General features: G+C 55.4%; 10 protein-coding genes. 5 read left to right on the top strand and 5 right to left on the bottom strand.

Features of this window, described 5'->3' with window-relative positions:
• Positions 1-20: 20 nt before the first annotated feature.
• From M504_RS18055 to M504_RS18040, 4 genes are all read right to left on the bottom strand, one after another.
• Positions 21-410: a hypothetical protein gene (locus M504_RS18055; protein WP_156993994.1), complete on the bottom strand. Its 390-nt coding sequence runs from the start codon at positions 408-410 to the stop codon at positions 21-23.
• A gap of 79 nt (positions 411-489) precedes the next feature.
• Positions 490-1,116: a response regulator transcription factor gene (locus M504_RS18050; RefSeq protein ID WP_047496991.1), complete on the bottom strand. Its 627-nt coding sequence runs from the start codon at positions 1,114-1,116 to the stop codon at positions 490-492.
• Positions 1,117-1,189: 73 nt separating this feature from the next.
• Positions 1,190-4,252, bottom strand: a complete 3,063-nt coding sequence (locus M504_RS18045; RefSeq protein WP_047496989.1) for a sensor histidine kinase — start codon at positions 4,250-4,252, stop codon at positions 1,190-1,192.
• Between the two features lie 143 nt (positions 4,253-4,395).
• Positions 4,396-5,346 carry a LysR substrate-binding domain-containing protein gene (locus M504_RS18040; protein ID WP_052201022.1) on the bottom strand — a complete coding sequence of 317 codons (951 nt, stop codon included), beginning with the start codon at positions 5,344-5,346 and terminating at the stop codon, positions 4,396-4,398.
• Between the two features lie 96 nt (positions 5,347-5,442).
• Here M504_RS18040 and M504_RS18035 point away from each other — a divergent pair, with 96 nt between their 5' ends.
• The 5 genes from M504_RS18035 (at position 5,443) to M504_RS21545 (ending at position 11,667) form a co-directional block, all read left to right on the top strand.
• The gene (locus M504_RS18035; RefSeq protein WP_198137690.1) at positions 5,443-6,783 is read left to right on the top strand and encodes an MFS transporter; all 1,341 of its coding nucleotides are present in this window, start codon (positions 5,443-5,445) and stop codon (positions 6,781-6,783) included.
• Between the two features lie 195 nt (positions 6,784-6,978).
• Positions 6,979-8,058, top strand: coding sequence for a nitronate monooxygenase family protein (locus M504_RS18030; RefSeq protein ID WP_047496987.1), 1,080 nt, complete (start codon positions 6,979-6,981; stop codon positions 8,056-8,058).
• A 524-nt stretch (positions 8,059-8,582) separates the two neighbouring features.
• On the top strand, positions 8,583-9,491 hold the full coding sequence (locus tag M504_RS18025; protein WP_047496985.1) for an ArdC family protein: 909 nt from the start codon (positions 8,583-8,585) through the stop codon (positions 9,489-9,491).
• Positions 9,488-9,901 carry a hypothetical protein gene (locus tag M504_RS18020; protein WP_047496983.1) on the top strand — a complete coding sequence of 138 codons (414 nt, stop codon included), beginning with the start codon at positions 9,488-9,490 and terminating at the stop codon, positions 9,899-9,901. The genes M504_RS18025 and M504_RS18020 overlap by 4 nt, the downstream gene beginning before the upstream one ends.
• Before the next feature lie 80 nt (positions 9,902-9,981).
• Entirely contained in the window at positions 9,982-11,667 is a 1,686-nt protein-coding gene (locus M504_RS21545) for a ParB/RepB/Spo0J family partition protein (RefSeq protein WP_052201021.1), read from the top strand.
• Between the two features lie 299 nt (positions 11,668-11,966).
• On the opposite strand, the gene M504_RS18010 is transcribed toward M504_RS21545, so the two are convergent.
• The gene (locus M504_RS18010; protein WP_047496981.1) at positions 11,967-12,584 is read right to left on the bottom strand and encodes a TetR/AcrR family transcriptional regulator; all 618 of its coding nucleotides are present in this window, start codon (positions 12,582-12,584) and stop codon (positions 11,967-11,969) included.
• Between the last annotated feature and the right edge of the window lie 22 nt (positions 12,585-12,606).

Here is a 12,606-nt window from a genome sequence, read left to right as displayed (position 1 = left end):
CTGCAACCCCTTCTGATATCTCAATTGCGGGGACGTTCCAGTCGTTCGATGTCAATTCTCCGCATACCAAAAAGCCACGCATCGATTGAGAATGCTCCGGGGCCAACGATCGCTATCCCGGCTCCCATGGCTGCAAGAAGCATGGCGGGGCAAACCGTACCGTGGAGAAATACAAGTTCGCAAGCCGATACGGCCACAGCGAGAAATCCCGCTACTCTCGTGAGTAGACCGGCGATGAGAATCGCACCGTTGCCGATCGTCAAGGCCGCAAGGACGAATACAAACAGGCTCCGGTCCGCTGCTTGCAACTCCCTGCCGTCGAAAATAAGTGCCATACCCGCGGCGAAGCGAATAAGCAGCAATCCCAGGGCGGGCCAACCAGAAGCGAAGTTGGAGAAGAAGTGTCGCACGGATATCCCCATGCGATCCTATCGGGCTAGGCCCGACATCGGGCATCCCCATTGGAGTGTTAAATAAACTCTTTCGAGTTCAAAGATCGATAATTCCACGCTTGATGCCGATGATCGCGGCGTGTGTTCGATCATTGGCGTCGAGTTTGGACAAGATATTCTTGACGCGACCTTTGACCGTTTCTTCGGTAACGGATAGCTGGTCTGCAATTTGTTTGTTCGCATTGCCATTCGCAATGAGCCGAAGCACGCTGATCTCTGCTGGGGTGAGAGGATCGTCGGTAGCATGTTCAGCCAGCTCATAGGACGCCTCGGGTGACAGGGTCTTCTTGCCTCTGTGCACCGCGCGGATTGTTTCGATCAGGTCTTTGTGAAGGGTATTCTTCAACAGATAAGCGCGGGCTCCAGCTTTGAGTGCGCGGAGTACCTGTGCGTCACCGCTGTATGTCGTGAGAACAATAATTCGAGCCTCAGGGAATTCACCACGAATGGATAGGATTGCGTCAAGTCCACTCATCTCTGGCATCTGTAAATCCATAAGAGTTACGTCCGGCTTATGTTCTCTGAATTGTCGGATACCCTCAATACCGCTGGAGGCCTCTGCAACGAGTTGCAGGTCTGGGTGGTCCGCCAAAAGGCTGGTCAACCCCTGGCGAAAGACCGGATGATCATCAACCGTCAAAACCCGAATTGGATTCGTGACCATCTTCTTAGCCCCTACCCAGCCCTCAATGCGAACAGCCTTACAAACGGATGGATCAGCTCTCTCCCGAACGGGATCATAGTTGGACCGTCAATTCAATCTCAGTACCTACGTTTAACTGACTCCAGACCTCTAGCGTACCGCCCACAAGCTTTGCTCGTTCTTTCATCCCTATTAAACCCCAATGGCCATCTTTGTGATGAGTCATAACGGAGGGATCAATCCCTTTGCCATTGTCGCCAATCCGTGCGCGTAAGCGGTGTGCGTCGTATCGTATCTGCACATCGATCCGTTTGGCGTCAGCATGCTGGATCGCGTTTCTCAGGGCTTCCGTTACGATCCGGTATACCTCGTCCCGCACAATCGGGTTCATGGGAACTGGTGTTCCTTCGACCTGAACTCGAATCTCGGGGAACGCCTCTTCCGAAGAACTGTTCGAAAGCTCTTTCGCGAAATTCGCAATGGCTTGATCTAGATCCGCTGTTTTGACACTTCTTGTCCGCAACTCATTAAGGGTATCCCTGCCTTCGGCAACCGCCTCCGATGCCTGTTCGAGAGCCGCTTCCACTCGGCGTTTTGCTTCGTCAGGCTTGTCGGGAAGAACGTTCGAGACAGTCTGAATACGCAACAGCAAGGCGTTGAAGCTTTGTAGCAATGTATCGTGTAGATCGCGAGCGATGCGGGTCCGCTCATCAACACGAGCTTCCAGCGTTGCCGCGAATTGGCTCTTCAGCTGGCCAATTCGAAATAAGTACGCCGCATAGATCAAGAGAAGGAACGCAAGCGCACAGCAGCTCAGGAACCAGGCAGTCTGGTAGAAAGCGGGAGCAATTGCGAAGGTCAACACTGCTCCCACCTCGTTCCATACACCGTCGTTATTGCAGGCTAGAACGCGGAATTTGTAGTCTCCAGGACCCAGGTTCGTATAGAACGCCTGACGTCGAGTATCGACGTTCTGCAAGCCTCTATCCACTCCCTCTAACTGGTAACGAAAACGCACTCGTTCGGGAATAGACAAGCTAAGAGCTGTGTAGTCGATGCGTAAGTTGGCTGTATGAGCTGGAAATCGAAGATCGGCAAATTGCAGGTGAGAGGAGTTATCGGCGGAGACTGAGAGGATAGAAACCGGGGGTGGGAGCGTGTTCTTGGGAGGGGTAGTTCTTGGATCGATCCATGCAACGCCTTTCGTCGCGGTAAACCAGATTCGTCCATCTGTTCCTTGGATCGCTTTTGGATAGGGATAAACACTCTCGAAGCGTCCGGGGATTCCATCGTCTGAATCGAATCGTTCAAAACGAAAATGATAGGAGCGGTCGGCCAGAGCGTGCTCCACTTCCTCTGCTGAAATGTGGATGACACCGCGAGCCGTATTGAGCCAAACCCCATGGCTCCCTGCATCGACGATTCCAGTAACGTCTCCTAAAGTGGAAACGCCCAGGGGGTTCATTCGGCGGAACTGATCCTGTTCGATCATCAGAAGTCCATCTGCATCACCTCCCCATATCCGTTGGGGGCTACGTTCCGCGAATGCTTTGATAAAACTCCTGGGCTTGTCGGAACTATCGGAATAGTCCACGATGGTTCCCTTATTCATGGTCAGGATGTCGCCTTCGTAGGTTGACACCCATACGCGTCCGACGCTATCGGAAAACATCGTTGCGACCCTCTGCTCCGTGACCTTCGTGGGTGTAATCCAAGGTTTCCAATGGTCATGTTCCAGCGAGAAAAAACCGTACTTGTGAGCAAACGCCCAGAGAGTTCCAGCGCTGTCTCGTGCCACATTCCACATACCCGGTCCACCGCTATTGCTGCTAAACGGAGCCTTGACTACGTCCTGGAATTTGTTGCCATTCCAGCGAGCAAGGGAACTGCCCAGTAGCCAAGTCGCTCCAGTCTGATCTCGATAAAGTTTGAAGGCGTCGGTGGGCATCCACGATGGATCATTCAATTCTCCGTCAATCTTTGCTACGTATGCCCAACTTCCGACTACCCAGATACTTCCGTTGTCCGCGGGCGCTGTTGCGACCCGATATAACGAGGACGGCAGTGGAACCGGGACCAACGCCGTATCGTGGAATTGGTCTAGCCCGCGCTGTGTGGCAACCCAGATATTTCCTTCGTGGTCCTCAAGTATTGGCGTGCAGGAATCAGCACTTAGGCCATCCTTGGAAGTGAAAGTCTGAAAGTCTTTGCTTGCCTTTAAGGTCGACCAGGCCTTCATCGACGCGGAGTGTGAGACGCGTGCGACCCCGGAAGAATCTGTCGCTACCCAAAGGCTTCCGTTGCGGTCGAAGAGAAGATTGTCTGGTGCTTTAATCTTCACCACGAACTGGTCGTCGGTCGGACATTGGAGAGGCGTCCCTCTTGGTGTCGTGGCCTCGCATCTCGCCGTGGAGGCAGAGATAGTGCTTATGGATTTACTGATTTCGCGAACGTAGCTCAGGACGTCTGATACCCATAAGGTGCCATCGGGCGCCTCAGCGATCTGAATTGAGAGTCCTGCGTACACTCCGGTCGGTTTGAACCGCCTCGTACCCTTCTCGAGATAGAGGATGGTGTGGTTGACACCCACCCAGAGGGTTCCTTCCCTATCTACGAATAGTGCTTCTGAAGAGAAGCTAGGTACGTATTCCGGAAATTCCCAAGCCTTACCGATGTGCTCCCAGCGAGTGCCAGCCAATCGCAACAATCCAGCTTCCGTGTTCGCCCAAATGGCGCCGCTGTGGTCCTGAACTATCGTCGTGGGATTCGACGTTACGCCTTCCTCTTCGCCGTAGCACCGAAGAGCGCCATTCCGTAGAACGCAAATTTTGTACTCGAATCGATACGTGATCCATAGGCTTCCGTCGGGGAAGGCATGTAATGCTCGTATCGGACCTGCGGATAGCCGATCCCCCGACACCGGGACGTATCGTTCGAAGCGAACCCCATCGAATCGAAAGAGTCCATCATCGGTGCCTATCCATAGGAAGCCGTCTGCGGTTTGAGCCAGCGCCTCCGCTCGACCGGGATATCCTTCTTTTTCAGTCCACGACCTATGAGCTAACTGATGGATATCGCGATCTGGGTTGAGCGCTTTAGCTTCTGTTACGACCCACAGGAGAAAAAGACAAACCGAAAATGTGCGAAGAAGCTTCACTAAGCCTTGCCCCTTCTTTTGAAGAGTGTTGGCCGTTATCCCATCTCAAATGCTTCGGCTAGCCCAGTCTAGGCCATGTTCCGCGTCGGGCCAAGAGCAAAGCGATGACGGACGCGAACCCACGTGGTGAGCTACTTCCCCCTTCAAATTTGAGCAACCGATTGTTTTGCGTCCGTGGCTCTTCGTCCCAGTTCAGCTTTCTTCCGAATCAGGTCGCTGTTGCGATTGAGGAACTCGAGAAATGATCGAAGAACGATTGAGGGTTCGTCGGTTGGCCATGCAGCGATCAGATCAAGATAGAGGTTGTTTGGTGCAAGGCGAACGAACTGAACACCGTTGGATCTGAGGTTGCTTGTTGAAGCGGGAACAATGGCGACTCCTTCCTCTGCCTCCACCAGGGAAAGGATCGTCTGCATCGAATTTGGCTCATTCTCCACGTGAGGAGAGAATCCTTCCGACCTGCAGGCACCGACGATCATGTCAAACACACCAGGTGCTCCGCGCCTATTGAAAAGTAGGAACCGTTCATTAGCGAGGTCTGCAAGTCGGATGGTCTTCTTTTTCAGCGATCGCGATAGGGGAAGCACCGCAACGAGTGGATCGCGAAGCAGTACGCGTGATTGGAATTTTTTACTGCGTTCTAGAGAGAGCGAACGCGTAATCGCGATGTCAATCGCGCCATGATCGAGTGCGTCATCAAGCTCCACAGGATAGAGATCCTTCAACTCCAGCCTCACATCGGGATATTCCAACTTATACCTACGTATCAGGTCAGGCAGAAAAGAAAGCGTTGCGGAACCTATAAAGCCGATTGAGAGTCGGCCAACCTTGCCTTGGGCCGCTCGCTTCGCGGTTACAACTGCGTCCTCTGCCTGCTGGAGGATGCGGACTGTATCCGTATAGAAGATTTCGCCTTCCGGTGTGAGTCGTGCCATTCGATTCGCTCGAGAGAAGAGTTTCAAGCCGAGCTCTTCTTCAAGATCTGAGACCGCCTCACTGATCGAAGGCTGAGCGATATGCAGCTGCTGCGCTGCCTTTCGGTAGCCATTACATTCCACAACGGCTCTGAAATAACGCAGATGTCTCAGTTCCATTGAGAGGTCCTCCCTATCAATCCGATTGGAACATACGACGGATCGGATCGATACGCTTTTGAATCTATAGGGTCAGTGGAAAGAATGAGGACGTCTGTGACAAAACGTTCGGTCGATGACCGTCCACAAGCCGAAGCAGTGAGGCTCGCGACAGATCCAAGCGGTACTGCTCATACGTCTTACGCACTTCGAAATGAGAAGTATTGGAAGCAGAACCTCGTGGTGTGTATCTTCGGTTCCTTTACAACCTTGGTGAGCCTGACTCTCCTGCTTCCTTTCCTCCCCATCTACGTGGAGCAGCTTGGCGCAAAGGGAACTGCGTCGATTGTTCAGTGGTCAGGCTTAGCCTTTGGGGCAACGTTTCTGGGAACGGGATTGACTGCTCCTCTTTGGGGCCATCTCAGCGATCGGTTTGGTCGCAAACCAATGCTTGTACGGGCCGCAATCGGCATGGCAATCGTCATGTCTACGATCGGTCTCGCTCACAACGTCTATCAATTGGTTTTGTTGCGACTGCTTGCGGGATTGATTGGTGGCTATTCGTCTTCGGCAATGGTGCTCATCGCGACCCAGGCTCCTCGACAGCGGGCAGGATGGGCGCTGGGCATACTCTCCACCGGATCTTTGGCCGGAAATCTGATCGGCCCTCTTGTCGGAGGTATACTTCCTGGATTTATCGGCATTCGGCAGACATTCTTTGCCGCGGGAGGAGTGATCGCCGTTGCTGCTGTAGCAACGATCTTGTTGGTAAGAGAAGATCGCAGCGCGATGCCGAGCCGCGAAACACGCCAGCGTATGGAGTGGACCAAATCCCTGCGAATCACGGTTGTTTCTATGCTCGCTACGGCAATGCTGGTGCTGCTGTCGAATATGTCGATAGAACCAATCGTCACCGTCTATCTGCAGGAGCTGCACGTAGGTCGCAATCAGGTCGTCTTCGACGCAGGTATGATCATGGCCGCTTCTGCATTCGGCAGTGTCTTGTTGGCGCCACGTTTGGGCCGCATTGCAGATCGCATTGGCGGTTGGAAAATGATCGCCTACTGCCTTGTGGCAGCCAGCCTGACATTGATTCCGCAAGCCTTTGTGACCGACTGGTGGCAACTGGCAGGTCTTCGATTCTTGCTGGGGATGTCTCTTGCTGGATTGCTGCCATCTGTTGCAAAGGTCATCAAACACGCCGTCCCCGAACATGCTTTAGGGAGGGTTATCGGCTACCTCCAATCTTCGCAGTATGCGGGACAGGTACTCGGGCCGCTCATGGGAGGTGCCATCGGTGCTCATCTCGGAATGCGGTTCGTCTTTCTCCTAACCAGCGCGTTGTTGATGATGGGAGCGTTATTCAATCGGATAGGGTCACGCGTCGTTCATGCATTGGATACTGCCAATCGCAACATCACCCCGCACTCAGAGCCGGTCCAAAATCTGGTTTTCTAGCCTCTCCTTGCGATTTAAAACGACCCTCCTCCAATTGATAGCGAGACAAAGGAAGCTGAACATGCGAAGCAAACAAAAAACGATCCACATGTAGCGAGCTTCCCGGATGAAGCTCGCGCTGTCTGAAATTACCTTCATCGTTTAAAAGAGAAGGGGCGGCACACTCGTTCTCGTCCCTATCCAGAGGAATACATAGTGGTCACAAAATGGAACCAAACTCGCGTCTCTGAGATCCTGGGGATTAAGTACCCAATCATTCAAGGCCCCTTCGGTGGCCTCTCAACACAACGACTCACCGCTGCGGTCTCGAACTTCGGGGGGCTCGGATCCTTCGGAACGCATGGCTTTGAACCGAGTGCAATCGGAGATGTCGTTGCAGAGATTCGCTCTCTGACGACGCGACCGTTCGCGATTAACCTGTGGGTTTCCACCGAAGATGAAGGAGCGCGTACTTCGGATGCGGCTGCGTTCCATCGCGCTCTCGCGCACCTCGCACCCCATATTGAAGCCGTTGGGGGGACTCTGCCAACCTTTACACCGTTCAAGCCGGTTCGGTTCGAAGATCAGGCACGTGTACTTCTCGACGCCAATGTGCCCGCAATCTCATTCATCACTGGCGTCCCGCCAAAAGAGATCATGGACGAAGCGAAAAGGCGAGGGATTGTTTTGCTCGGCACTGCCACGACACCCCAGGAGGCGGTTGCTCTTGAAGAAGCGGGCGTAGACATTGTCGTGGCTTCCGGTTTTGAGGCAGGAGGGCATCGCGGTTCGTTTCTGAGATCAGCCGAAGATTCGTTGACCGGCACGTTCTCGCTTCTGCCGCAGACTGTCGATGCGGTTAGTGTTCCTGTTGTAGCCGCTGGAGGTATCGCGGATGCAAGGGGAATTTCGGCAGCGTTCGCTTTGGGCGCGGAGGGCGTGCAGATGGGGACGGTGTTTCTGGCGACCGAGGAATCGGGAGCTCCACCTGTCCACCGCGAATTGATTCTTCACGGCGAGGCTGGGCATACCGCTTTGACGCGAGGATTCACCGGTCGACTCGCGCGAGGAGTCAGCAATGAACTCCTTCGCACTGTGAATCGCTCGGGTGCAGAGATACTGCCATATCCCTTACAACGCTCGCTTGTGCGCAGCTTGGCTCTCCCAGCACAGAAAGCCGGTAGAGCAGATCTCCTCCCCCTTTGGGCAGGGCAGAGCGCCGCGCTCGCCCATCACTCCAACGTTTCTGAGTTGCTGCAATCGCTCGTGCAAGAGACGTCACAGCGACTCGCGTGAGCTGATTGGAGGTCAGTATCCATAGCCGGGGGAACACTTCCATATCAGTGAGATCCTCTATCGATTCCCGTCGTAGAAAAATAGAGATCTAGCAAAGCCCTCGAACGCGCAACTCTTCGTTCAAAAGCAGGCCGTACCTCAATCGCAGGAAATTCGAGGGAGGAGGTCTCCTCCCTCGCTGCGACCATTTCAGGATCTTCGCTTCCCACCTCTGCGGGCTGTTCCTTCCCGCAACGTCCTCCCTTTAAGTTGTTGTGCGCTCACGCGCACGGTAGTCGAAACCAAACCTTGCTGAGGGCTCCGCCCTGGCGCGGCGCAAGGGGTATCCCCAGTCTTCCGCGCTAGCGCTTGTGCAGACCTTCGCTGCGCTTCGTCCTTTCCGCTCCACTTCATTTCGCTCCAAGGATGGGAGAGACCCCTCCCCTTGCACCTTGCCGCCCCGCCGTTCGCCACGTGGGCGTTCGGCATATGCATGCCGCGTTTCTACGCGGAAGTGCAAAAGCCAAAGCAAGGAGCAAAACACCATGAGCCGCAACACCGACAATCTCGCCACCATCGACAGTAAGAAGCCCCTCACCAAACAGGAACTCATCACCGCCAACATCAAGCTCTTGATTGAGCAGTTGGAAGCAGGACATTCTGACGTCTTAACCCACTACCTCACCGCGATGGGGCGGTTTCATACCTACTCCTTCGGCAACGTCCTGGAGATTGCACGACAGATGCCGACCGCGACGCGCGTCGCTGGCTTCTGGACGTGGAAGAACCTTGGACGCTCCGTGAAGTCTGGAGCGAAGGGGATTCGCATCCTTGGTCCCATCGTGGGCGTGCGCCGCAAGAAGGACAGCGAAGCCGAGAAGGACATCACCAAACAGAATGAACGGGTTCCGCTTGGCTTCCGCAATCTCTATGTCTTCGATGTTTCGCAGACGGAAGGTGTCGACTTACCGAGTTTGAACGAAGTAAGTGGTGATCCCGGAGAGAACATCGACCGTCTGATTGCCTTCCTCAAAGGCAAGGGAATTGCCGTTTCTTACTCGGAACAAATTGCACCTGCGCTGGGAACAAGCTATGGCGGTCGTATCGCCCTGCTTCCCGGACAATCCAAGGCGGAAGAGTTCTCGACGCTGGTGCATGAAACAGCGCATGAACTTCTGCATCAGGCCGACCGGCGTACCGCGACCACGCGGGCCATCCGCGAACTAGAAGCCGAGGCCGTGGCTTTTGTGGTGGGCAAGGCCGTGGGTCTGGTCAACGGCAACGCCTCTGCCGATTACATCCAGCTCTATCAGGGCAATGCGTCCCTTCTTGCGGAATCGCTTGAAGTCATTCAACAGACATCGAGCCTCATCCTCGCGGCACTGGAGCCTACGGTTGACGTCGCAGACAAGCAAGCCGTTACCGACGTAACGAGCGAGGAGGTGGCTGCATGAAGACCCTCCTCGAACTCCTCCAGAAAGGTGGAGGCTGGCGACCCAGCCTCTACCTCAAGATCGCAAATCCGCCCTACATGGAACTCGTCATCGAAGCCACCGATGAGTCCGGGCCATGTGGTCTGCCGTGTGTCTCCGTTGCGCACTACGGCGAACAGAACGGTGACCCCATGCGTGACCCGGAGATGTGTTTTGAACTTGGCTTCGCGGGTGGCCCGCATCTCGACCCCTTCTACTGGCGCAACGACTACGTGGGGATCGAGCAGTGGAGTCGCGATACCCGCGAGGGCCGGTATATCTACGTCGCACACCTTCACCAGCAGCATGAGAGTTTCGCGAAGCAGTGGGACATCAACCTGCGCGAACAGCACTTCCTCGAAGCCTTCACGGGCCAGTGCATCCTCGGCTAGTCCGCTCCCTTGGAGCGGAACGCAGCCCCATCGTGTGCCGCTCCGTCCTCTGTCATCACCCACCGCCCAAGGAGGGCATCATGCAGAACAGCAGCGCCTTTCAGTACCTCGCTCTCGATCTCATCGACGAATCCACCACCAACCCGCGCCAGACCTTCGACGAAAGCAAGCTCGCGGAACTTGCCGCTTCCATCCGTGAGCATGGTGTCATTCAACCCATCGTGGTTCGTCCCAAGGGTAATCGCTTCGAACTCGTCGCCGGTGCGCATCGCTTTCGTGGGTCGTTGCTTGCAGAACAGTTCACCATTCCGGTTCACATCAAGGAACTCACCGACACCCAAACCATCGAATGGCAGGTCGTCGAAAACGCGCAACGCGTCGACGTGCATCCCTATGAGGAAGCGCGCGGCTTCGACCGGTTGTTGGACGTTCCCGGCTATGACGTCTCCGCAGTTGCTGCTAAAACGGGCAAGAGTGAGAGCCACGTCTATGCTCGTCTCTCCCTCCTCAAACTCATCCCCGAAGTCGCACAGGCCTTTGTGGAGGAACGCATCACCGCCAGTCACGCCAACGCGATTGCGCGTCTGCCCGAGGAACATCAGGCCGATGCCTTTCACAACTGCTGGCGCAAGGACTGGCAGGACAACGAAGCTCATCTCTTACCCGTGCGGCATCTCGATGCATGGATCGCCGACAATCTCTTTCTCGATCTTGCCGACGCCCCGTTTGATCGTGAAGACATCGCCCTCAATGTGGAAGCGGGTGCCTGTCTCACTTGCCCAAAGCGCAGCGGCTACAACACCAGCCTCTTCGCGGACGTATCCGGCGACCAATGCCTTGATAGTGCCTGCTATCAGTCCAAGGTCACAGCCCACATCGCTGCGGTGTTGGTGGATCGTCCCGGTCTCGTGCAGATCGAAACCTCGTTGCGTCCTCCACAGCAACAGAAGCCGGGTGCATTGAACAAGAACGCCTATCGCATGCTCGATCTTCCCGATAACCCCGATGCCGACCTCCCCTGCAACACGACGCGTACTGCGCTCATCGTCTACGGGCGTGGCATCGGAAACACGGTCATGGTCTGCACGGACAACCAATGCCCTGTGCATGACCCCACCACCGCTGCGCGTATCGCCAAAGAACATGCGGAACATCCTGCGCCAGTCGCCGCTCCTGCGGTGGATGATGAGACGGACGAAGAGCGGCAGGCCAGGGAAGAGGAGAACGAACGACGATGGCTTGCGTACGACGCAGAAGCGGAACGGAGGCGTGTTGAACGGGAAGATGCCTTTGAACGGGAACAGAAAGAGTACGAGGCAGAAGCCAAGCGTCGCGAGGAAGCGTATCACGCGCGGGTCGCTACGTTGGAACGAATCGTGGAACACGCGCCGCTGGTCTTCACTCCGGATCAGTTGCGACTTGTCATTCAGATCCTTCTCAATGATGCGCCGTACGGCTTGTTTGAAGAGGCTGCGGGACACTACATGCCGGACGGTGAGAATCACGGCAGAACCGACGACGAAGTTCTCACCGAAGCGTTGATCGTGTGTGTCGATGAAAAGCTACCCGCGTTCCTGTTGCGGTTGCTTCTGACCGAACATCGAGCCTTTCCGTTAGGCGAACAGACGGATTGGTTAGAGAAAGCTGGCGCTCTCTTCGCTCCCATGTCAGAGAAGCCCAGGCGTTCTTCGAAGAAGAGAGAGAAGGGAAGCAAGAAATTAACAGCATCCCCTCTCCGGAAGCCCGCATTCGATCAGGCAGCATAACGTAACAGACTTATCCGTATGGGTCATCCCGGCAGTTGTCCGGGATGACCGTTTTCTTTGCCCGCGCGGCGCGCCGGGAGAACCCCCCTCGGTTTCTCCCGGACCCTCATCCCGCTTTCCTGCCAGCCTACGCCCGCTGGCCCGCGCGGCAGAAGACGTTCCGAGCCTGTTACGAAACTCACCAAACGTTATTTCGGGACTGGTTGCTGACGACAAGCCGACTTCCCGAGACTTATCTGAGCTTAATGAGTGCCTAGCAATTGCGCAGTTGTCCTTCTAACGCTTTCCCGAGACGTGCGTTAGGGTTGCTCCCCAAGGATCAGAGGCACATAGCTTCGGACGTCTCTCAGCAGCTCTTGGCGAGTGATGCCAACCTTGGCGCGAAGCTGCACACCCTGCAGCAAGTCGACGAGCAAACGGCCTCGCACCTTTGCTGAGGGTGTCCGTGTCAGACGACCCATTTTGACCTCCTGCTCGAAACGTTTCGCGAAGATGTCAGCGTTTGTTGTGAAGCCATGCGCGAGCCAGGAACGGATCTCTGTTACCCGTTCCGAATGTCCCAGTGCAGCGGCAGCCAACATGCAGCCACTGCGAGCGTCGCCCGTCGCAGTGTTGACGGTAGCCTCGCAAAACGTGGTCACGGCCTTATGGATGTCCGGCTCCGCTTGAAACGCCGCCATTTTAGGGGCTCCATAGATCAGCGCGTAGCGCTCGACGGCCCTGAGCAGTAGGGTGGATTTGTCTCCGAAGGCTCGGTACAGTGCCGGCTTGGTGACATTCACGGCACGTGCGATCCGATCCACGTCGACTCCCTCAAATCCATGCTCCCAAAACATCTCCACAGCACGGTCGAGTGCCTCGTCGGGAATGAAGCCTTTGGGACGTCCCGGAGAACGCTTCTCAACAATAGTTACCATTGCGTACGAAACTCCTTGCATC

This window comes from Terriglobus sp. TAA 43 (assembly GCF_000800015.1).
Lineage (GTDB): Bacteria > Acidobacteriota > Terriglobia > Terriglobales > Acidobacteriaceae > Terriglobus.
This window is presented reverse-complemented; position numbering and strand designations above follow the sequence as displayed.